Genomic DNA, 21,236 nt, shown 5'->3' on the forward strand with positions numbered 1-21,236 from the left:
GACACGCGACTCTTTCTTCAGACCCGCTTGGTGGCCGACTTCAAGGCGACCTTGGCGGTGTCCGCCGCGCCGATGGTGTCCAGCGCGAACAGCGCCGCGCCGACCACGGGGGCGACGTCGACGACCTGGACCGAGGCACGCGGAGCCACCTTCAGGCACCGCCGCTCGATCTCCGCGATCACCGGCGCGCCGACCCCGGTCAGCACTCCCCCGCCGAGGATGACTTCGGGCGCCTCCTCGGTCAGTTCGAGCCGCCGCAGGATGACCGTGACCAGCACCGCGACCTCCTCCACGAACCGGTCGACCACGTCCTGCGCCACCTCGTCGCCGCCGGCCGCGACGGCGAACAGCAGCGGGCACAGGCCGTGGATCGAGTCGGAGTGCAGATCCTCGAAGTGCAGGCGCCGCACCACTTCCAGCACCGAAGACGCCTTGAAGTGCGCGGTGACGGCGGCCTGCAACGCCGTGCCCGGACCCCGGCCGTCCTCGGCGCGGACGGCCCACCACAGCGCCTCCTCGCCCAGCCGGTAGCCGCCGCCCCAGTCGCCGGAGATCTTGCCCAGCGCCGGGAAGCGCTGCTCACGCCCGTCGGCGCTGACGCCGGCGCCGTTGATCCCGGCACCGCACACCACCGCCACCCCCGTCCCGTCGGAACTGCCCGCACGCAGCAGCGCGAGGGTGTCGTTGCCGACGATCAGCGTGTCGCTCCAGCCGCGGGCGGCCAGCGCCGCGTGCAGGATCGCCTCCTCCTCGGGGAAATCCAGCCCCGCGAGGTAGGCCGACGTATGCGCCGCGAACGGCCGTTCGGCGGGAAGCCCTGCCCCGCGAAGGGCCTCCAGGACCAGCTTCTCCAGTAGCTGGACACTGGCCTCGACCCCGATGTTCTGCGGGGACGCGCCCGGCCCCCGCGACTGCCCGAGCACCCGCCCGTCCCGGGAGACGATCAGGACGTCGGTCTTGCTGTTGCCGCCGTCGATCGCGACGACGACGTCTCCTGAGCCGCCCGTCATGCCCCCGCCCACGGCAGGAACTCACGGTTGATCCGCACGAGCGTGTCGGCGAGCTGGTCGGCCTTGGTGTACTGCCCGACCAGCGGATGTGCGAGCAGCGCGTCGGCCACCCGGTCCCGGCCGCCCTTGATCGCCGCCTCCAGCGCGAGGTGCTCGTACGCGGTCACCCCGGCGATGAGCCCGGCGAACCGCTGCTCCACCGGCGCCTGCGGGATCGGGCGAGGACCCTTACCGTCCACAAGGGACGGAACCTCGATGACGGCGTCGTCCGGCAGGAAGTCGAAGGTGCCTTCGTTGCGGACGTTGACGACATGCTCCTCAGCTGGACCACCCGAGGTGAGCGCGTGCACGAGCTGCACCGCGGCCTCGGAATAGTAGGCACCGCCCCGCTTTTCCAGCTGCTCCGGTTTGGTCACCACCTCCGGGTCGAGGTACACCTTGAGCAGTTCTTCCTCGACGTCGCTGACGACGTCCGCGCGCGGCCGCTCGGTGCGCTGCTTCACGACCTGCTCGTCGTGCCCGTAGTAGTACTTCAGGTAGTACGACGGCACGACGTTCATCCGCCGCATCCACTCGACCGGCGCGGTGACGTGCTCACCGAGGAATTCGGCGTGTTCGGCGAGGAGCTCCGGCAGCCTGTCCTCGCCGTTGACGAGCACCTTCCGTTCCCAGCTCAGGTGGTTCAGTCCGGTGTGGACGAGTTTGACATCGTCGATCCCGGCGCCGAGCAGATGCGCGAACGTGCGCTGGAGGTGGATCGCGACGTTGCACAGCCCGACGGCGCGGTGGCCTTCGTTCAGCAGCGCGCGGGTGACGATGCCGACCGGGTTGGTGAAGTTGACGATCCAGGTGTCGTCCCCGGCGATCTTCCGGACCCTGTCGGCGATGTCGAGCACCACCGGCACGGTGCGCAGCGCCTTCGCGAGGCCGCCCGCGCCCGTGGTCTCCTGCCCGACACAGCCGCACGCGTGCGGGAACGTCTCGTCACCGCGCCGCGCGCGCTGCCCGCCGACCCGCAACTGGATCAGCACCGCCGACGCGCCGTCGACACCCTCTTCGAGGCTGGCGGTGGTGCGGACCCGCGCCGGATGCCCGGCGTGGCTCAGCAACCGGTTGCTGAAGTCGCCGACCGCCTCCACCCGGTAGGCGTCCGGATCGATCAGCACGATCTCGTCGACGTCCAAAGTGGACCGCCGTCCGGCGATCCCGTCGATCAGCTCGGGCGTGTAAGTGGAACCGCCACCGACGACTGCCAGTTTCATCCCTTGACCCCTGTGAATGTGACGCCCTTGACGAAGGACTTCTGCGCGAACACGAACAGCACGATCACCGGCAGCATGATCAGCGCGGTGGCCGCCATGGTGAGGTTCCATTCCACGTGGTGCATCCCGCGGAACGACGCGATCGCCAGCGAAAGCGGCCAGCTGTCACGGGTCTCGCCGGTGTAGAGCAGTGGACCGAAATAGTCGTTCCAGGTGAACAGGAAGCAGAACATCGCGGTGGCCGCGATCCCCGGCTTCGCCATCGGGATCAGCACCTTGACCATGGCCTGGAACTCGTTGCAGCCGTCGATCTTCGCCGCTTCGAGGTAGTCCTTCGGAATGGTGAGGAAGAACTGCCGCAGCAGGAAGATCGAGAACGCGTCGAAGAAGAAGTACGGCACGATCAGCGGGACCAGGGTCCCGGTGAAGCCGAGCCGCACCCACAGGTCGTACAGCGGCACCACGGTGACCTGCGGGGGCAGCATCATCGCGGCCACGGTCAGCATGAAGAACAGGTTCTGCCCGCGGAACTTCAGCTTCGAAAGCGCGTACGCCGCCGGGATCGCCGAGATGAGCGCCCCGGCGGTGGCCAGTGTCGAATAGAGCATGCTGTTGCCGAAGTACTGCAGCAGCGGCGCCTTTTCGAACACCTCGATGAAGTTTTCGAAGTGCCATTCCTTCGGCCAGAAGTTCGACGAAAGCGCCTGGTCGCTGGACATCACCGCGGTGAGGAACACGAACAGGATGGGCAGCATGAAGATCACGCCCATCGCGATGCCCAGACTGTGCGTCGCGATCCAGTACAGCTTCTTGTCCCACTGGCGCCGCACCCGCACCTTCGGCGGTTCGGTCACCGGCTCCCGCCTGCGGGTCTCCGAAAGCGTGATCATCCGCCTTCCTCCTGGTGCTGGGACTTGCGAAGCTGCCGCACGAGAATCCAGGTGAACCCGGCCGAGACGATGAACAGCAGGACCGCCATCGCCGCCGCGTAACCCATGTTGAAGTACCGGAAACCCTGGACGTACAGCCAGACCGGGTAGGTCAGCGTCGAATTCTGTGGTGCGCCGATGAATCTCGTGTTGCCCGCGACGTCGGCCGCGCCCGCGGCCGCCGAACCCGCGACGATCGCCTGCGTGAAGAACTGCAACGCGAAGATCATCGAGTTGACGACGCCGAACAGCAGCACCGGCGAGATCGACGGCAGCGTGACGTGCCAGAACCGGCGGACCGGACCGGCGCCGTCGAGCTCGGCGGCCTCGTACTGCTCCTGCGGGACGTCGAGCAGCGCGGCCAGGATGATGATCATCAGCTCGCCCGAACCCCACATCACCAGCAGGGTCAGCGCGGGCTTCGACATCGCCGGGTCGTTGAACCACAGGCCGCCGTCGATGCCGACCGCGCTCAGGAACGCGTTGACCGGGCCGTATTCCGGGTTGAACAGGAACACGAACGCCAGGGTCGCCGCGGCGGGCGGGGCCAGCGAAGGCAGGTAGCAGAGCGTCCGCACCAGGCCGACGCCCGACTTCAGCCGGGAGATGATCGACGCCGTGCCGAGGGCGAACACGACCCGGCAGAACGTCAGGACGATCACCAGCCACAGCGTGTTGTACGCGGCGGTGCCGACCAGCGGTTCGCTGGTGAACATCCGGATGTAGTTGTCGAAGCCGACGAACTCCGGCGCGTTGATCAGGTCGTAGCGGGTGAACGAGTAGTACACCGTGGCGATCAGCGGGTAGCCGAAGAAGATCAGGAACCCGAGCATCGCCGGTGCGATGAAGTAGAAGACCGTGCGACGGCGGCGCGCTGCGTTCCCCTTCCGCGTCCGGGTGGACGCGGAAGGGGAGGCGACCGCCCTGGAATCCAGGGTCGATGTCATGCGATCAGCCGCCGGCGCGCTTCTGGGCCAGCTCGTCGTTGATCTGAGCGTCGACCTGCTTGAGGCCCGCGGCCATGTCGGGGATGTTGCCCGCCTGCCACTTCTCCGCGAAGTCGTTGACGGCCTTGAGGTGCGCGTCGCCGATCGGGGTCGACGGGTTGGGCAGCAGCTTCCCGCCGTTGTACAGGTCGAGGAACGTCTTGAACTCGGGCGTGACCTCGAGCTTCGGGTCGGTCAGCGCGGCCTTGGTGCTCGGCACGTTCTTGAGCCCGTTCGACAGCTCGACCAGCGTCGAGGTGTCGAGGGTGACCTGCTTGATCAGTTCCCAAGCCGCGCCGGGGTTCTTGGCGCCCTTGGGGATCGCGATGATCGTGCCCGTGGTGAACGCGCCGCCGTAGCGGTCCGGCTTGCTGTCGAGCACCGGCGGGGCCGCGGTCGCGAACTTCAGGTCCGGCGCCTGGTCTTTGATGAACGCGGTGCGGTACTCGCCGTCGATCATCATTGCGAGCTTGCCGCGCTGGAAACCGTGGTCGGCCGAGTACTCCTCGCCGAGACCGGCCTTGAACTGTTCGACCTTCGCGTGGCCGCCGTAGAAGTCGACGAGCTGCTTCTGGAAGTCGAACATCGCCTTCCACTCGGGGCTGTCGGCCAGGTGGGACTGCCCGTCCGGACCGAGGTAGGTGGCGCCGAAGTTCGGGGCCCAGTACTGCGCGTAGTTGGCGTAGAACGGCATCGACGGCAGGAAGCCGGCGACCTTGATCGAGCCGTCCGGGTTGAATTCGGTCAGCTTCTTGGTGGCCTCGAACAGTTCCGAGGTCGTCTTCGGCGGCGACGTGATGCCCTTCGCCGCGAACATGTCCTTGTTGTAGTAGAAGCCGTAGACGTCGGCGAGCAGCGGCATGGCGCAGCGCTTGCCCTGGTACTCGGTGTAGCTGCGGACCGCGTCGGGGATCTGGTTCAGATCGATCTTGTCGCGGTCGATGTAGGGCTTGAGATCCTGGAAGCTGCCCGTGGAACACCACGCGCCGAGGTTGTCGGTGAAGAACGAGATCGCCACGTCCGGCGGGTTGCCACCGCGGATCGACTGGGTGATCTTGTCGTCGTCCTGCTGGCCTTCGTGCTTGATCTCGATGTTCGGGAACTTCGCCTTGAGCTTGTTCAGCCCGGCGGTGACCACGTTGTACTCGCGGTCGGTGAACTTGCTGTAGACGGTCAGCGTGAGCTTCGCGTCCGCGGCGGGGGCGGCCGCCGCGTCACCCGCCCCGTCTTTCGGGCCGCTTGCGGCGCCCGAACAAGCGGACACCAGTGCGGCGACGGTGACCGCGCCGAGCACTATCGAGCCGCGCCAACGGCGGCCACTTCTCCGAACCTGGGTCGTGGAACTCATGACCCTCCTCCTAGTTGGTTGGGGCGGGAGACGGTGGTTCTGTTCGTGAATCCGGGATAGCCACGATCGGGTTCGGCTCTCCCGCCCCGGACCGCCCGGGCCCGAGGAGCGAAGGGGTGTTGACGCCGAAGACGTCCCTGCGGACCGTGGCGAGCGCCGATTGGAGCGCGCCCGCGCGGACCGCGTTGCCCTGCACCGAAGCGACCCCGACCGGGGTACGGGGCAGGACGAGCTCGTGCAGCCTTTTCGCGACCAGGGCGGCGAATTCGTCGCCACCGGCACGGCTGGTGTCACCGGAAAGGAGCACGAGTTCGGGGTCGACGACCGCGATGAGGCCTGCCGCTCCGCCCGCGACACGGCGGGCGAGGTCGTCGAGGAAGGGTTCGTTGCCGGTTTCGCGGGCCTTGGCGACGGCGTCCGCACCGGTCTCGGCCTCGATACCGTGCGCGGCGGCCAGCCGGACGACGGCGGGCGACGCGACGAGGTCACCGAAACGGTCTCCGGCGCGGGGCTTTTCATCCTGCCTGGCAACGGAAACCGGATCGGGAACCCGCATCCAGTCGATCTCGCCGCCACCGCCGGTCGCGCCGCGCAACAGGCTGCGGCCGACCACCACCGCGCCGCCGACGCCGTCGCTGAGCCAGATCATCACGAAGTCGTCGAGCCCGACGGCCTGGCCGACCGTCATTTCGACGATCGCGACGAGGTTGACATCGTTCTCGATGGTGACCTCGACGCCGAGTTCCTCGCTGAGCCTGCTCGGCACGTCGAACCCGAGCCAGCCGGGGATGTGCGGCGCCGAGGAGAGCAGGCCGGTGCGCGGATCGAAGGCGCCTTGCGCACCGATCACGACGCGGCGGAGGTCGCCGATGGCGAGCCCGGCTTCGGTGGCGACGTGGGTGAGCGCCGTGCCGAAGGTGCCGACGACGTCCGCGCCCTCGTGGACCGGCAGCGGGACCTGGTACTCGGCGAGCACCGCGCCGGTGACGTCGGAGACGACGAAGTCGGCCACCTGCGGCGTCAGGTCGACGGCCGCGACGTAGGCGACGCCGCCGTTGACCTCCCAGAGCTGGGCCCTCGGGCCCCGGCCCCCGCCGCGGACGCCGGCCTTGGTGACGACGTCGTCCTGTTCGAGGCGCGTGAGCAGTTGCGCCGTCGCGGGCTTCGACAGGCCGATCGCGACCTCGAGTTCGGAGCGCGTCAGCGGGCCCTCCCTGAGGAGGACCTCGATGGCCGCGCGATCGTTGATCTCGCGCAGCATTCGCGGACTGCCGGCTCGCACTTGGACTCGCTCCCGAGTTCGTTAGGAAACTTTACAGACGGTTTCCGGGGACTGTAGTGAGCCGAACCACAGCCGTCAACGGCGCCGGGAAACGGGGAGGTAACGCTTGAGGTGTCCCGCACAGCGGGTACGCGTACCGGTGCGAAGGGTGTTCACGCTGCGGACCTGCCTGGCGAGTGGTCCGCGTCAGACGACGAAGGGCCGCTCAGGAGTTCCTGAGCGACCCTTCGGCTACGCGTTGATCAGAAGTTGGGCTGCACGTACAGGTCCCACACCCAGGGGATCGAGGGAGAGGGCTCGCAGTACCAGCCCTCCCAGTCTCCGGCGACCCGGCCATGGTTGCCGGTGATCCGGCAATCCCCTTCGTTCGGGTACGAATTGAAGTACTCGTAGTCCGAGGCCTGTGCCGCTCCCGCGTTCGCGACGCTGAACGAAACGAAGGCCGCGACAGCGGCTCCGGCGACGGCGAACCGCCGCAAGGTGTTCTTCATGTTTTCCCCAGTGTTTCCGATATGAAAGTCCGGAAATCGGACAGCAGGAGAATAGCGGGCACTTCGCCGCCTCGTGGGCGAATCACCAACCTTCGCCAAGACTTTGACGCCTGTCGGTCGATTCGCCCGCCCCACCGTTGCCCGCCAGAAAGCGGCGCCACCGCCACACCCACCTACCTGAAGCGCGTGAAGGCCCCCTTCACTCGGCTGAGCCGAGGGAAGGGGGCCTTCACGCGCATCCGCTGTGACTGTTGGTGCGAATGGGCGAACGTGGCGACCGCGAAGGTAGTGAAGGAGGCCTTCACGGACCGGCCCAGGGGCCGAAGGGGACTTTGCCCGCATCTGAAGCGGCGAAGGGCGCTTTCCCCGCATCGCATGCGGGGAAAGCGCCCTTCAGCACTTCGGATCAGACGCCGGCCCAGGCCGCCAGCATCACGCGCGCGATGGACGAGTTCCCCGGCAGCACCAGCTGCCGGGTGCCACCGGCGATCGGGGTCGGCACGGCGCCCGCGTTCCGCAGCTGGCTGTTCGCGAACGCGGCCCGCACCTCCTCGCGCGAAACCCAGAACGCCTCTTCGATCTCGCCTTCCGCGGGGACCAGCGGAGCGGAGATGTCGGCCCGCGCGGTGAAGCCGAGCATGATCGACCGCGGGAACGGCCACGGCTGGCTGCCGAGATACCGCACATCGCGCACCTCGACGCCGACCTCTTCGCGGATCTCCCGCTCGACACAGCCTTCGAGCGACTCCCCCGACTCGACGAAACCGGCGAGGATCGAGTACCGGTCCGGCGGCCAGATCGGCTGCCGCGCCAGCAGGACATGCTCGCCGTTGACACCGGCGTCGTCGTGCACGAGGCAGATCACCGCCGGGTCGGTGCGCGGATACTCCTCCCGGCCGCAGCCCGTGCACCTGCTCGCCCAGCCCAGCTGGACCAGTTCGGTCTCGCTTCCGCAGCGCGCGCAGAACTTCGCCTGCCGGCGCCAGTTCCGCAGCGCCTGCGCGGTGGTGAACAGCCCCGCCGACACGTCGTCGAGCAGGTCGCCGTAGCCGCGCAGGTCGACCCAGATCTCGCCTTCGTGCCGCGGGACCTCTTCGACGACGCCCCAGCTGCCCGCCATCTCGACGGTCTCGGTCTCCCCCGCGGGACGGCCGGGCAGCGACCAGAAGTCGGTGCCCTGCCACTCCCCCAGGAAGACCGCGTCGGCGGGCGGCTCGGTGCCGAAGTCCTGCGTCTTGCGGGTCGCGAGCGCGCCGGAACCTTCCACGACCGGGGTGCGCGCGTGCTCGTCGAGCAGCACGACCCGGGCGTCTGCCCAGCGCGTGACGAGCCTGTCCGGGTTGGTGCGCAAGGATTCCTGACGGTCCGCCATGGAGCGCGAAAGCGTCGGGAGCGCCCCCAACCCGAACGGCCTCTCCATCAAGCAGGCTCCCCGACGGTCACGTCGCCCAGCGCCGTCAGCTTCGGTGCGAGGACGTCGGCGTCGCCGACGACGACCCCCGTGAACCGCTTGGGCGCGAAGAACTCCAGCGCGGCGTTCGCCACGTCCTCGGCGGTGACCGCGGCGAGCCGGGCCGGGTGCCCGGCGAGCCATTCGGCGCCCAGTCCGGTCGCGGCGAGCGCGGCCAGCTGCGCGGCCAGGCCGCCCTGCGACGACGCCGCCGTGACCAGCGAACCGATCGCGTACTGCCGCACCGACTCGACCTCGTCGGCGGTCGGCGGCACGAGACCGAGCCTGGCCAGCTCGTACCGGGTCTCCAGCAGCGCGGCCGCGGTCGCGTCGGTCGCGGTGTCCGCGTCGACGTTCACCACAGCGGTCTGGTCGGTGAACTCGAACCCGGAGTGCGCGCTGTAGGTGTAACCCTTGTCCTCACGGATGTTCTCGACCAGCCGCGACGAGAAGTACCCGCCGTAGGCGAGGTTCGCCAGCTGCAGCGCGGGGTACCGCGGGTCCGTGCGGGACACGGACTGCGCGGACAGCCGGATCTGCGACTGCACGGCACCGGCCCGCGGCACCAGCAGGACGTTGCCGCCGGTGAGGTCGGGCAGCACGGGCAGGCGGACGGCGGACCGGTCCGAGGCCCAGCCGCCGAGCGCCTTCTCCAGGTCGCCGATCACGGTCTCCGGGTCGATGTCGCCGACGAGCACCAGCACGGATCCCCGCGGCAGCACCGAAGCCCGGTGCAGCGCGCGCACCTGTTCCGGCGTCACGACCGCGACATCCTCGGCCTGCGGCACCTCGCGCACGGCGGGGTGGTCGCCGTAGCGGTGCTTCTGCAGCGCCTCGCGGGCGATCGTCCGCGGCTGCGTCCGGGAGACGGCGATCCGCTCGATGAGCCGCTCGCGTTCCCGTTCGACCTCGGCGTCCGCGTACGACGCGCCGGTGAGCGCGTCGGCGAGGACCTCGAGCATCGTCGGCAGGCCGTCGGCCAGCGAGGTACCGGTGATGGCCAGGCGCTCCGGGTCGACACCGGAGGCGAGGTCACCGCCGATCAGCGCCAGATCCGCGTCGATCTCGATGCGGTCGCGGCGGGCGGTGCCGGTCAGCAGGGTCTCGGCCAGCACCTCGGCGGTCGCCGGGTGCAGCTTGTCGTCACCGGCGAACGGGATCCAGACCCGCAGCTCGACCAGCGGCACGGTGGCCTTGCGGACGGCGAGCACGCGGAGCCCGTTGCTCAGCGTGGTGTCCACATGGGACAGATCGGCGGCGGCGCGCTGCGTCCCCAGCGACGGGACCGGACGCGGCCCGGCGGCCGTGCGGCCGATCTCTTCGGCGGTGCGGTGCGGTGCGCTCACTGCTCGGTGCCTTCCTGCTCTGCGGATCCACTGGCTCCCTTGCCGGGGCGGACGACGAGGACAGCGCGCGAGTCCGGCCGCAGCGCCTTCGCCGCCGCCGAAACGGCTTCCGCGGTGACGGCCGACATCTTCTCGGCCAGCCGGTACACCAGCGACGCGTCGCCGTACAGCAGCTCGAACGAGCCGAGGGCCAGCGTGCGGGACACCAGCTTGTCGTGCTCGGAGTGCAGGCTCGCGGCCCAGCGCGCGGTGACCTTCTTCAGTTCCTGGTCCTCCGGCGGCGTGGCCGCCAGCTTCTCCAGTTCCTCGTCCAGCGCGGCGAGGACCTGCTCGGTGCTCACCTCGTGCGGGTGGATCGCGGTGATGGTGAACGTGTCCGGGTCGCGGGCCTCGAACGGGCCGAACAGCCCGGCGCCCGCGCCGATGTCGACGACCAGCGGCTCGCGGTGCACCAGGCGCTGCTGCAGCCGGGAGCCGTCGCCGTCGGTCAGCACGCCGGCGAGCACGAGGTTCGCCAGGTAGCCGTCGAGGTCGTTGATCGGGTCCGGCATGCGGTAGCCGACGCCGACCGCGGGCAGCGGGGCGTGCGGGTCGATCTGCTCGCCGCGCAGCTCGCCTTCGGGGGCGGGCTCGGCGAACGAGGGACGCTGCGGCGCGGGCCGGTGCGGCACGTCGCCGAAGTGCTTCTCGATCAGCTCGCGGGCCTGCTCGACGGTGAAGTCACCGGCGACGGTCAGCACCGCGTTCGCGGGCGAGTAGTAGGTGTCGAAGAAGGCCGCACAGTCGTCCAGGGTGGCCTGCTCGAGGTCCTCGAAACCGCCGTATCCGTTGTGCGCGTTGGGGAACGTGGAGTACAGCACCGGCGGGAGGGTGATCCACGGGAACCCGCCGTACGGCCGGTTCAGCACGTTGAGGCGGATCTCCTCCTTGACCACGTCGATCTGGTTGGCCAGGTTCTCCTGCGTCAGCTTCGGCGCCCGCATCCTGTCCGCTTCGAGGAACAGGGCGCGCTCCAGAGCCGCGGCGGGGAGGACCTCGAAGTAGTCCGTGTAGTCCGGATGGGTGGAACCGTTGAAGCTGCCACCACTCGACTGGACGTACCGGAAGTGCGCGAGCTTCTCCAGGCTCTCGCTCCCCTGGAACATCAAATGCTCGAAGAGGTGCGCGAAACCGGTGCGCCCTTCGGGCTCGGAACGGAAGCCCACGTCGTAGTGGACGCTGACACCCACCACCGGAGCGGTCGCGTCGGGCGCGAGCACCACGCGCAGACCGTTGTCGAGGGTGAATCGGACAAGCTCGGGATCGGCCATGACCACCACCCTACGGGCTAGTCAGGCCTCCAGGCGACGGCCCTGGCGGGTCGCGGCGAAGGTTCCCACTAGTGCGGCGGTGAAGTCGCTCACCCGCGCGAACTCCACTTCGCCGACGACTTCCTTGCCGTACCAGTAGATCTTGGGCGGACCCTTGAGCGCGGCGAATCCGGCGAGCCACTGTTCTTGTTCGCCGAGAGCGAGCGCGTAGGGCAGCACCCGCGAAAGGAGCACCTCGCGTTCGAGCTTCGGGACGGCCTGCGCCTTGGTCCCGAGCAGCACGTCACGGACGCCGAGCAGCCGCCGGTGCAGCGTGACGCCCGCGCCCGTGCGCACCGGCAGCCACCGGGCGGCGACGGCGAGTACGGCTCCGGCGGCGACGACGATCAGCCCGAGCTGGGCATACCCGACGGTCAGCGCCAGCAGGACGGTGAGGAACAACCCGTAGAAGCAGATCCGCAGGCCGACGCGGGCGAGCTTGCCGGGCAGCCGCGAGTGCCAGCCGCGTCCGGTCACGCCGTCGTCCAGCGCGTCCCGCACCGTTTCGATCCCGATCCGCGCGGACTGGACCTCCGACAGCAGCACCGACTCCCGCTCGTCCGGCAGCAGGGCGTCGAACACCGCGCGTTCGAAGGCGGTCAGCTGCTCGTCCGGCGGGTTGCGGCGGACGAGCCGCCAGCCGGTCAGCTCACCCGGCTCCTCGCTCACCCAGAGGTAGTTCCGGACCGCGAGATCGACGACCGTCGCCGCGAGATCGACGGCGTCGGCACGCCCCGAGAGAACGGTTCCGACCTGTCCCGGCAGCACGCCGTCGGGCGAGGCGAACGCGGCCTGGTCGTCCTTCCCGGTGAGCAGCCGGACCGGGAGCGCGCCGCCGGGGTGCTCGTCCCGCCTTCGCAGCAGAGCCAGCGCGACGGCGGCCACGACCAGCGCGAGCGCGAAGCCGCCCCAAGCCCAGCCGACCGGGGCGGTGAGCACGAAGGCTCCGGCGAAGGTCTTCGACGGCTCCAGCCGCGCGTTCGCCGGGACGGTGCCGCCGGGCAGCTCGACCGAGATCTCCATCCGCTGCCCGGCCGCGAGGTTCTGCTGGCTGAACCGGGTCAGCCCGGAATGCGCGATCTGAGCGGTCCCGCAGTGCGCGCGCGATCCCTCGGGACCGGCGTAGCAGGTGACCGCGTTCGGGACGGACGGCGCGGCGAAGCTCGCGCGCACGAGTTCGAGACGGCTGTCCCAGCCTCCCGCGAGCTGCCAGCCGACCCGCGTCAGGCCGTCGCCCTCGCTGACCACACCGTCCACTGTGTACCGGACGACCGAGGTACCGCCCTTGAGCTTGACGGTGAACTCGTCGTCGGTCAGTTCGGAGCTGCCCGCGCCCTCGATGACGACGTCGCGGATGCCGATGATCCGGTCGCGGTCGCGCGGGGCCGCCGTGCGGAGCGGGATCCGGCGCGTCATCGATCCCTCGCTCGGCACGGACACCGCCTCGACGACCGACAGCGCGCCGTCACGCTCCACCTTGAGCGAGATCTCCGCACTGTTCGGCAGCGACGGCAGCTGCGGTTCCCCTTGCGCCCGCGCCGGCGCCGGCGCCGCGCCCAGCACCCCCAGCGCGACCAGGACAAGCGCCAGCGGTAGAACGCGTTTAGTCCTCTGAGTGCGGTACTTGCGCGGGCAACTACCGCATCCAGAGGACGAATTGCGAGTGTTCACGTCAGGCGGGGACCGGTTCCGGGCGGATCGAGCGCAGATGCCCGGATTCGGCGAGCAGACCATCCAAAGCGGACAGGAACGACGGCAGGTGCGCGGCGAACCGGCGCAGGTCCCGGTCGCCTTCGAGGCCACCGAACCAGTACAGCCCGGCCGAACCGTCCGCCGACGGGTCGAGCCCCTCGAACGTCCGGAGCCAGTGTTCGGTGTCGCCGAGCACGACGGCGTACGGCAGCGACCGCGAGAACACCATTTCCCGGTCCGCCAACGGAATCGCGTCGACCTTGACGGTGTGCAGGTATTCGAGCAGCCCGCGCACCTGGCCGACCAGACGCCTGCCGCGCGAAGTACGCGGCGGCACCCACGAAGCACCCAGCAGCGTGGCGACCCCGGCGAGCGCGACCGCGACGCCGAGCAGCGCGTGCCCGGCGGTGAACGTGAGGACCGCGGTGCCCACGAGGCCGAGCACGACCAGGCCGATCCCGGCCAGGGTGAGCTTGCTCCTGCCCTTGTCCGGACGGCGGGAGAACCAGCCCTTGCCCACCACGTCCGCGTACATCGCCTCACCGGCGACGCGGAGGTCGACGGTGCCGCGGCCGCGGAGTTCCGACAGCAGCACGGAATCGGTGCCCTCGGGCAGGATCGCGGTGTAGATCTCGCGTTCGAAGGCGACGAGGTGCTCGTCCGGCGCGTTGCGGCGGGCGATCTGCCAGTCGACGGTGCCGACGCCCCGGACCTCGGAGATCCACAGGTAGTTGCGGACCGCGAGGTCGACCACCGTGCCGCTGACGTCCACGACGTCGACCGTCCCGTCGACGACCGTGCCGACCTGGCCGGGCAGGACACCGTCGGGTGAGGCGAAGGAGACCCTGTCGCCTTCGCGCATGAGGACGTCGACCGGCCCGGTGCCCGCGGTGAGCGCGCCCTTGTCACGGCGTCGCAGGAACAGGACGACCAGCGCGCCGAGGATCAGGAACAGCGCCAGCGCGCCGAAACCGATGCCGACGAGGGTCGTGAGGGCGAACGCGCCGCCGACCGAGGCGATCTGCTCGAAGCGCGCGTTCGCGGGCACGGTGCCCGCCGGGAGCTGGACGGCGAGGTCGACCCGCTCGCCCGCCGCGAGTTTGTCCTGCTCGATGCGGACGACACCGCTGTGGTCGGTCTCCGCGAGCGAGCACTGCTTGTCCGACCCGAGCGGCCCGGCGAAACAGTCCACTGTGGGCATTTCGCGCGTCGGCGCGCTGAACGAGGCGGACACCCGGGACAGTTCGCCGTCCCAGCCGCTCGCGACCTGCCAGCGCACCTGCTGCGCGCCGTTGACGTCCGCGACCGCCCCGTCCACTTTGTACTTGAGGGTGGACGCGCCGCCGTCGAAGGTGGCGACCAGCTGCTCGCCGTTCGACTCGGTCTTGCCCGCGCCCTCGACCGAGACGTCGCGGACCGCGTAGACGCGATCCTGCTCCTCACCTGCGGGAACCTTCAACGGGATCCGGCGCACCAGGTGCTGTCCACCCGGGACGGTCACCTGCTCGGTGATCGACACCGAACCGTCGCGTTCCACCTTCACCGCGACGTTCGCGGCCGCACCGCTCGGTGGCTGGAGCAGCCCGAGCTGGCCGCGCGCGCCGAGCGGCGGCGGCTTCGGCAGCTGCGGCGCGTTCGTCAGCGAAGGGCCCGCTTCGGGCGCCTCCGGCACATTCGTATCCGACGGCGGGGCCATCAAGGCCGAGCTCGCCGCGACGGCCACGATCGCCGTCCCCCATTTCGTCAACACAGCCACACACTCTAGGGCAGCCGATCTATGCTGACCGCCGAAACGCCGAATCCGCTACCTGGGCGAACGGCGTTGCCGAACCGCATGGGGGATCCACTCGATGAACCACCAGCCGCCCGGCCCGCCTGACCCGCGGCGCCGGCCGACTCCGCCACCTCCGGGACAACCGGGGCCGCCGGGGCCGCCTCGGCCGCCTCAGGGTGGCCGTCCACTCCCGCCTCCGGGCGCTCGCCCGCTGCCGCCGCGAGGCGGTCCGCAGGGCAGGCCGCCGGTGCCGCCGCCGAACCGGCCCGGCCCCGGTGGCCAGACGCCGCCCGGCCGTCCCGGGCAGCCGGGCCCCGGTCACCGGCCGCCGGGTCCCGGTCGCCCGCCGATCTCGCAGCCGACGCCGATCCCGCCGCCGTTCCGGCCGGGCCCGCCGAGCGGCGGGATGCCGCTGCCCCCGCCGGGCGCGGCTCCCCTGCCGCCGCCGCAGATCGGCGCACCGGTCCCGTTCCAGCCCGGTGCCGTCGGTCCGCCGCAGCTTCCGTACGGTCCGCGGTTCGCTCAGCCCGCGTTCGCTCCTTACGGGGGCTATCGCGCGAAGAAGTCGAACGGTGGTGTCATCGCCGCGGTCGCGATCGTGGCCGTGATGGCCGTGCTCGGCGGGCTGCTCATGGTGATCACCATCGCGAACGGCGGCTCGAAGCACGTCGCGGACGCCGGGTATTCGAGCTATTCGTCGTACCCGACGACGTCGTCTTCGGACTACACGACCACCACGTCCAGCGACACGTCGACGACGACCACCGGCACGTCGCGCGATTCGACCGCCTCGCGGGAGACGTCGGCGGGCTCGACCCGGGAGACCTCGGCCAGCCGCGCCCCGTCCGGCCCGCAACCACACCACAAGCTGGCGGACAACCCGCTGTGGCTGGACAACAAGGTCGGCCTGCCGAACCAGGCGTGCAACCTCTCGCGCTGGGCGACCAACCCGGACGCGTCGGCCGCGTTCTTCGAAAGCGCGCGGCCCTGCCTGGACAGTGTCTGGCAACAGGTCATGAGCTACACGAACCTGCCGTTCCGGGTGCCGACCGTGAAGTACCCGTCCGGCAAGAACTGGTCGAGCCCGTGCGGTGACGCCAGCGGCGGGAACGTGGCGGCGTTCTACTGCTCGCAGAACGAGACGCTGTACATGCCGTACGAGGGCCTTCAGCCCAACCAGTACGGCAACCGGCCCGGGGTCTATCTGGCCGTCTTCGCCCACGAGTACGCGCACCACATCCAGGCGCTTTCCGGTATTTCGGAGGCCTACTGGGACGCGCGGTACGAAGCGGGCACCGACTCGGCGGCGGGCCTGGAGATGTCGCGGCGCAACGAGCTTTCGGCGCAGTGCCTGTCCGGGACGTTCCTCGGCTCGACGGTGGGCCGCGGCGGCTCGGTCGACCAGGCGATGTACCGCGACGCCTGGCAGACCCAGGACCGCGGCGACCACAACGGCGGCCCGCGCGACCACGGCTCAGACGCGCACGCGGTCTCGTGGTGGCAGCACGGCGCGCAGAAGAACCGGATGTTCGAGTGCAACACGTGGGCGGCGAAGTCCTCCGACGTGTCCTGACGCGCTCCGGTACCCATTGCGCGTGAAGGCCCCCTTCCCTCGGCTGAGCCGAGGGAAGGGGGCCTTCACGCGCATTCGCAGGGTCAGCTTGGTGGGGTGAAGGGGTTTTCCGGTTCCGGAGGGGTGACCGGTTCCGGTGGGGTGACCGGTTCCGGAGGGGTGACCGGTGCGGGAGCGGCAGCCTGCGGAGGAGCGGCAGCCTGCGGATACGGCTGAGCTTGCGGCAAGTACTGCGCAGGCTGTGTGTACTGCGCGGGAGGCGCGTACTGCGCGACCGGGGCAGGCTGTCCGTACTGGACGGCAGGCTGCAACTTCGCCTGGTCCCGTTGCCGTCGCTCCGCCAGCACGGCCGACAGGTACGCCCACGACGGAACCCCCGGCGGCACCGGCGCCCCGATCATCTCGGCGACCTGCTGCGCGAGCCCGTATCCGAGCGCCTCGGCCGCTTCGGGCCGAAGCTCGCTCGTGCGGCTCAGATACTGGCGGACGGCCAGCGCGAGGTCGTTCGGCAGCCGGGTCAGATCCAGCTGCGAAGCCCAGTACGCCAGCTGCGGCGGCATCCCGACGTACGGCGTCCTGGATGCGGGCATGCGTTCCCGGATCACCAGGGTGCCGGCGAGGTAGTCGCCGACGCGGCGGCCGTCGGGCGACAGCAGCGACGTGACCACCGCCACCACACCGAGCAGGCCCAGCGCCCAGAAGTCGACGAAGAACCCGGCGAGCCCGCGGACCAGCGCGTGCCGGAACCGGACCGGGCCGCCGTCGGTGCGGACCACCCGCAGGCCGAGCGCCATCTTCCCGAGGCTGCGCCCGCGGCTCAGTGTCTCGAAGATCACCGGGTAGCCGACCATGATCAGCACGAGGGTCACCAGGAACAGGGTCAGCGCCAGCGCCTCGTCACCGAACACGGCGACCTGGCTCAGGACCAGCACCGCGATGAACAGCACGATCAGCTGAAGGGCGACGTCGATCATCATGGCGAGCCCGCGGCTGGCCAGCTTCGCCGCGCGCACGTCCAGGACGACGGCCTCGCCGGTGACGAGATCGGACTCTTGTTCCACGCGGCAAGCGTAGTGACGAATAGGCTGGGCGACCAAAGACGATCCCCGGGAGGGCTCCGAGTTGGACGTGGACGTGTTCGTCGCCGCGCACCAGGCCGAATGGAACCGGCTGCGTGAGCTCGTCGGCCGCGCCGGGAAGCTCAGCGGACCGGACGCCGACGAGCTGGTGACGCTGTACCAGCGCGTCGCGACGCATCTTTCGATCATCCGCTCGGTCGCACCCGATCCCGTGCTCGTCGCCCACCTGTCCGGGCTGGTCGCGAAGGCCCGCTCGGCCGTCACCGGTTCGCACAGCCCCGCCTGGCGCGAGGTCGGGCTGTTCTTCACCCAGCGGTTCCCCGCGGCGCTGTACCTGAGCAGACGCTGGTGGCTGGCGTCGGCGGCGGTGTCGATCGCGGTGATGGCGATCGCGGCGGTGTGGATCGCCGGTGACCCGCAGGTGCTGGCGTCGCTGGCCTCGCCCGAGGAGTTCAAGGACCTGACAGCGCCCGGCGGGAAGTACGAGACGTACTACTCGTCCGACCCCGCGGGCTCGTTCGCCGCGCGCGTCTGGACCAACAACGCGTGGGTGGCCGCGACCTGCCTGTTCCTCGGCGTGGTGCTGGGCCTCCCGGTGATCTACGCGCTCTGGGCGAACTCGCTGAACCTCGCGATCGGCGCGGCGCTGATGTCGTCGGCCGGGCGGCTCGACGTGTTCTTCGGCCTGATCCTGCCGCACGGTCTGCTGGAGCTGACGGCGGTGTTCGTCGCGGCCGGGACGGGGCTGAAGCTCGGCTGGACGGTCATCGACCCGGGACGCCGTTCCCGGACGAAGGCGCTCGGCGAGCAGGGGCGCTCGGTCGTGGTGATGGCGCTGGGGCTGACCGTGGTGCTGCTGATCTCCGGCGTGATCGAGGGTTTCGTGACGCCGTCAGGCCTGCCGACCTGGGCCCGCATCGGAATCGGAGTAATCGCCGAGGTCGCGTTTCTACTCTACGTGTTCATTGTCGGGCGCCGGGCCGCGAAAGCGGGCGAAGTGGGTGATGTCGACTGGCGATACGCTGGAGATTCTCGACCGGAAGCGGGCTGACCTGGTTAGCTCCTCCCATGGGGAGAAAACGTTTACGCGTATTCGCGATAGTCGTCGTGTCCGTACTCGCCTCGACACTTCTCGTCGGCGCCTCGCAGGCCAAAACCGCCTCCGCGCCTTCGGGCAAACAGAACTGGGTGGTGAGCGTCGGCGGATTCCGCACCGACGCCGACCGCAACTACGTCCGGCTCGGTTATCTCGTGTTCGATCCGGCGGGCAACACCGTCACGCACAATTTCTGGACCTGGAACCAGGCCGACTTCCCCGCTCCGGTCAACAGCGGTGACGTCTACTACTGCGGCGACTGGGCGCCGGGGTCCAATCCCCGCAACAACTGTCCGATCAAGACCGCGCCGGGCTTCACCGGCGAGCCGAACGGTCACTTCACCGGCACCTACTCCCAGAATTCCGGGCAGGTGGCCATCACCTGGACCAGCAGCACCGTCGACGGCACGACCACGCCGGTGAACCTCACCGAGACGTGGGCGGTTTCGGAGACGCGACCGGGCCTCGGCCGCATGTCGCTGGTCGGCGACAACTACTCGATCAGCAGCGGCATCGCCTACGGCAGCAACGCCTCCCTCGCGCAGACCAGCAAGGCCCCGATGAGCTCGGTCCGCGCGACCCAGCGGTCGTACCTGCTCGAAGGGCAGGGCGTGAACCGACGCGCGATCACCAACTGGACCAGGGGAAGCAGCGGCGCCCTCGGCGTCGGCCCGGGATGGAACAACTGCGACGACGGCTCGTGTCTCGGGTTCGTGCAGTACGACTCCGGCTGCGACCCGTCGTCCTGCTGCCCCGCCGGTCCCGGGCACGCGGCGTGCGCGCAGAAGATCATCGACACCGGGGACAGGCGGTTCTACTACCTGAGCGACGCCTTCGGCGGACGGCGCAACAGCTACGAGTTCTGGTGCGAATGCCTGTCCTACAACGGTTGTTACCTCGGCAACAGCCACGTCCGCCCGCTGCTTCAGGTGATCGACGACGCGGGCGCGTTCCAGGGCTGGGTCGGCGCCGAGGTCAGCCCCGACCGGAGCGGCTCGCGGGACCCGTCGGGCGAGTACTACTCCAGCTTCGCGCTGGTGGCCTAGGGCTGAAGGGGAGGGCGCCGAGTCCGCGTGGGCCACGTGGCAAGCCCGTGAAGGCCCCCTTCCCTCGGCTCAGCCGAGGAAACTCGCCCTTCACACCCTCGCCTCGTAGACGAGCGCGAGGTGTCACTGAGGGTGAGGGGTGTGTGGAAACAGGGACGTTCAACGTCCCTATTTCCACACACCCCTACACGACTGGACCGGCCACGCGGGACTGTGTGGATTTCGGTGCATCCAACGCACCAAAATCCACACAGTCAGTCCCCTGAGTGAAGGTCGAGTTTCCTCGGCTGAGCCGGGGGAAGGAGGCCTTCACGGACTTGACCTTCGATCAGCCGTGGCCAGATCCAGCAGGTGCCAAAGACAACCTTGGCCCTAACCCGAATCGCCACTCACGACCCACTCGGCCACAGCCCCTTCAGCAGGTGCAGCTGCCCTCGAAGGTGATGCTGTTCCCGTCCTCCAGGCCCGCGCTCCCGGTGAACCGGATCTCGAATTCGCCGGGTTCGGTCAGGACGATCTTCGGGCTGGTCGCCGAACCGTCGGCGCCGGTCTTGGCCGTCGCCGTCTCTGCGCCGCCTTCGAAGACCAGCACGTTCTTCGGCCGCGCCGCGCGCACGAAGAAGTTCACCGGCACGTCGGCCGCGGGCTGGCCGTTCTCCCCGATCACGCGCACCACGAACGGCTGCCCCGGCGTCTTCGACGACAGCCGCTGCCCGTTGCCGGACAGGATCGCGAGCGTCCGCACCCCGGCCGCCCAGGTGTTGGACAGCCCGGGCAGCGAGCAGACCTCCTGATACAGCCGCGCCCCGGTGGCCGGCGCCTCCGCGGTGAGGCAGCGAGCGGTCGCGACGTTCGCCAGCAGCACCAGCCCGGGCAGCCCGGCGTTGCGGCGCCACTGCTGGTAGCGGTCCTTGCCGTCGCACGCCACGAGTTTGACGCCGATCCCGTCCACCGGGCTGATCGCCGCCAGGCACTGTCCACTCGGGACGTGTTTGTACGAGAGCGCCGCCTTGTCGTACACCCACCGCGCGCCGGCGTCCTTCGCGTCGGCGAGGACGGGTTTGCCGTCGGCCGCGGCCAAGGAGATGTTCCCGCCGCCGTCGGCGAGGTAGACCGGGGTCCCGGCGGGTTGTGCGGAGGCGGGTGACGCGAGCAGCGTCATCGGGAGCATCGCGAAGAACAGCACGACCTTGCGCAAGCCGGACCCCTATCGTGTCGGTCTGGATCTCCTTCCGAGCTAACCGCCCGCGACATCCGCCGCCAACCGGCACCACACGATCGGGTTCAGCCGAACCGCACGTGGGTCTGCCACAGCTTGAACAGCTCAAGATCACCGACGACGTCTTCGGCGTCCTTGCGCTGGTAGAGCGCCAGGAGCAGTTCCGTCAGCGAACCACGGATTGTCACTGCGGCCCCGCGCCGATCCCGTTCCCGGCGGACCTGATCGTCGGGCACCGGCTCCGTCGCCCGGGTCCGGACGATCTCCGCGCAGTGCCGGTCGAAATCCATCGTGCCTCCTGATG

At 69.7% G+C, this 21,236-nt stretch carries 18 protein-coding genes; 3 read left to right on the forward strand and 15 right to left on the reverse strand.

Translation table 11 applies throughout. The features are described 5' to 3' along the window. Positions 1-17: 17 nt before the first annotated feature. The 12 genes from IE302_RS39775 to IE302_RS39830 all read right to left on the reverse strand — a co-directional run bounded on the left by IE302_RS39775 (position 18) and on the right by IE302_RS39830 (position 14,895). Entirely contained in the window at positions 18-1,022 is a 1,005-nt protein-coding gene (locus tag IE302_RS39775) for an N-acetylglucosamine kinase (RefSeq protein WP_191259628.1), read from the reverse strand. Continuing rightward, a complete protein-coding gene (locus tag IE302_RS39780) occupies positions 1,007-2,272 on the reverse strand; it encodes a 6-phospho-beta-glucosidase (RefSeq protein WP_191259629.1) in 1,266 nt (421 codons plus the stop codon). Before IE302_RS39780 ends, IE302_RS39775 begins: the two co-directional genes overlap by 16 nt. Next, on the reverse strand, positions 2,269-3,162 hold the full coding sequence (locus tag IE302_RS39785) for a carbohydrate ABC transporter permease (RefSeq protein WP_191259630.1): 894 nt from the start codon (positions 3,160-3,162) through the stop codon (positions 2,269-2,271). The genes IE302_RS39780 and IE302_RS39785 overlap by 4 nt, the downstream gene beginning before the upstream one ends. Next, on the reverse strand, positions 3,159-4,148 hold the full coding sequence (locus IE302_RS39790; protein ID WP_191259631.1) for a carbohydrate ABC transporter permease: 990 nt from the start codon (positions 4,146-4,148) through the stop codon (positions 3,159-3,161). The genes IE302_RS39785 and IE302_RS39790 overlap by 4 nt, the downstream gene beginning before the upstream one ends. 4 nt (positions 4,149-4,152) lie before the next feature. Continuing rightward, positions 4,153-5,535, reverse strand: a complete 1,383-nt coding sequence (locus IE302_RS39795; protein ID WP_229908264.1) for an extracellular solute-binding protein — start codon at positions 5,533-5,535, stop codon at positions 4,153-4,155. Between the two features lie 10 nt (positions 5,536-5,545). Beyond that, entirely contained in the window at positions 5,546-6,796 is a 1,251-nt protein-coding gene (locus tag IE302_RS39800; RefSeq protein WP_191259678.1) for an ROK family transcriptional regulator, read from the reverse strand. 263 nt (positions 6,797-7,059) lie between these two features. Continuing rightward, on the reverse strand, positions 7,060-7,308 hold the full coding sequence (locus IE302_RS39805) for a hypothetical protein (RefSeq protein WP_191259632.1): 249 nt from the start codon (positions 7,306-7,308) through the stop codon (positions 7,060-7,062). Positions 7,309-7,714: 406 nt separating this feature from the next. Then, positions 7,715-8,728, reverse strand: a complete 1,014-nt coding sequence (nudC, locus tag IE302_RS39810) for an NAD(+) diphosphatase (RefSeq protein ID WP_191259633.1) — start codon at positions 8,726-8,728, stop codon at positions 7,715-7,717. Further along, on the reverse strand, positions 8,728-10,104 hold the full coding sequence (locus IE302_RS39815) for a M16 family metallopeptidase (protein WP_191259634.1): 1,377 nt from the start codon (positions 10,102-10,104) through the stop codon (positions 8,728-8,730). Before IE302_RS39815 ends, nudC begins: the two co-directional genes overlap by 1 nt. Then, positions 10,101-11,414 carry a M16 family metallopeptidase gene (locus tag IE302_RS39820; RefSeq protein WP_191259635.1) on the reverse strand — a complete coding sequence of 438 codons (1,314 nt, stop codon included), beginning with the start codon at positions 11,412-11,414 and terminating at the stop codon, positions 10,101-10,103. Before IE302_RS39820 ends, IE302_RS39815 begins: the two co-directional genes overlap by 4 nt. A 21-nt stretch (positions 11,415-11,435) precedes the next feature. Further along, positions 11,436-13,016, reverse strand: a complete 1,581-nt coding sequence (locus IE302_RS39825; RefSeq protein WP_229908266.1) for a DUF2207 family protein — start codon at positions 13,014-13,016, stop codon at positions 11,436-11,438. 109 nt (positions 13,017-13,125) lie between these two features. Further along, entirely contained in the window at positions 13,126-14,895 is a 1,770-nt protein-coding gene (locus IE302_RS39830; protein WP_191259680.1) for a DUF2207 domain-containing protein, read from the reverse strand. Positions 14,896-15,166: 271 nt separating this feature from the next. On the opposite strand from IE302_RS39830, the gene IE302_RS39835 reads away from it, so the two are divergent. Beyond that, a complete protein-coding gene (locus IE302_RS39835) occupies positions 15,167-16,492 on the forward strand; it encodes a neutral zinc metallopeptidase (protein WP_191259636.1) in 1,326 nt (441 codons plus the stop codon). Positions 16,493-16,575: 83 nt separating this feature from the next. On the opposite strand, the gene IE302_RS39840 is transcribed toward IE302_RS39835, so the two are convergent. After that, a complete protein-coding gene (locus tag IE302_RS39840) occupies positions 16,576-17,553 on the reverse strand; it encodes an RDD family protein (RefSeq protein WP_191259637.1) in 978 nt (325 codons plus the stop codon). A gap of 61 nt (positions 17,554-17,614) precedes the next feature. On the opposite strand from IE302_RS39840, the gene IE302_RS39845 reads away from it, so the two are divergent. Next, positions 17,615-18,622 carry a stage II sporulation protein M gene (locus IE302_RS39845; RefSeq protein ID WP_191259638.1) on the forward strand — a complete coding sequence of 336 codons (1,008 nt, stop codon included), beginning with the start codon at positions 17,615-17,617 and terminating at the stop codon, positions 18,620-18,622. 56 nt (positions 18,623-18,678) lie between these two features. Beyond that, positions 18,679-19,713, forward strand: a complete 1,035-nt coding sequence (locus IE302_RS39850; protein ID WP_229908270.1) for a hypothetical protein — start codon at positions 18,679-18,681, stop codon at positions 19,711-19,713. Positions 19,714-20,128: 415 nt separating this feature from the next. On the opposite strand, the gene IE302_RS39855 is transcribed toward IE302_RS39850, so the two are convergent. Continuing rightward, positions 20,129-20,911: an RICIN domain-containing protein gene (locus tag IE302_RS39855; protein WP_191259640.1), complete on the reverse strand. Its 783-nt coding sequence runs from the start codon at positions 20,909-20,911 to the stop codon at positions 20,129-20,131. Positions 20,912-20,997: 86 nt separating this feature from the next. Then, a complete protein-coding gene (locus IE302_RS39860; protein WP_191259641.1) occupies positions 20,998-21,222 on the reverse strand; it encodes a hypothetical protein in 225 nt (74 codons plus the stop codon). Between the last annotated feature and the right edge of the window lie 14 nt (positions 21,223-21,236).

Origin of the sequence: Amycolatopsis oliviviridis (assembly GCF_014654365.1) — a bacterium.
GTDB lineage: Bacteria > Actinomycetota > Actinomycetes > Mycobacteriales > Pseudonocardiaceae > Amycolatopsis > Amycolatopsis oliviviridis.

Bases quoted from the DNA above. Each gene is read 5' to 3' on its own strand.
- IE302_RS39795 (WP_229908264.1), bottom strand. From the start codon at position 5,535: ATGAGTTCCACGACCCAGGTTCGGAGAAGTGGCCGCCGTTGGCGCGGC.
- nudC (WP_191259633.1), bottom strand. From the start codon at position 8,728: ATGGAGAGGCCGTTCGGGTTGGGGGCGCTCCCGACGCTTTCGCGCTCC.
- IE302_RS39820 (WP_191259635.1), bottom strand. From the start codon at position 11,414: ATGGCCGATCCCGAGCTTGTCCGATTCACCCTCGACAACGGTCTGCGC.
- IE302_RS39780 (WP_191259629.1), bottom strand. From the start codon at position 2,272: ATGAAACTGGCAGTCGTCGGTGGCGGTTCCACTTACACGCCCGAGCTG.
- IE302_RS39800 (WP_191259678.1), bottom strand. From the start codon at position 6,796: ATGCTGCGCGAGATCAACGATCGCGCGGCCATCGAGGTCCTCCTCAGG.
- IE302_RS39860 (WP_191259641.1), bottom strand. From the start codon at position 21,222: ATGGATTTCGACCGGCACTGCGCGGAGATCGTCCGGACCCGGGCGACG.
- IE302_RS39805 (WP_191259632.1), bottom strand. From the start codon at position 7,308: ATGAAGAACACCTTGCGGCGGTTCGCCGTCGCCGGAGCCGCTGTCGCG.
- IE302_RS39790 (WP_191259631.1), bottom strand. From the start codon at position 4,148: ATGACATCGACCCTGGATTCCAGGGCGGTCGCCTCCCCTTCCGCGTCC.
- IE302_RS39785 (WP_191259630.1), bottom strand. From the start codon at position 3,162: ATGATCACGCTTTCGGAGACCCGCAGGCGGGAGCCGGTGACCGAACCG.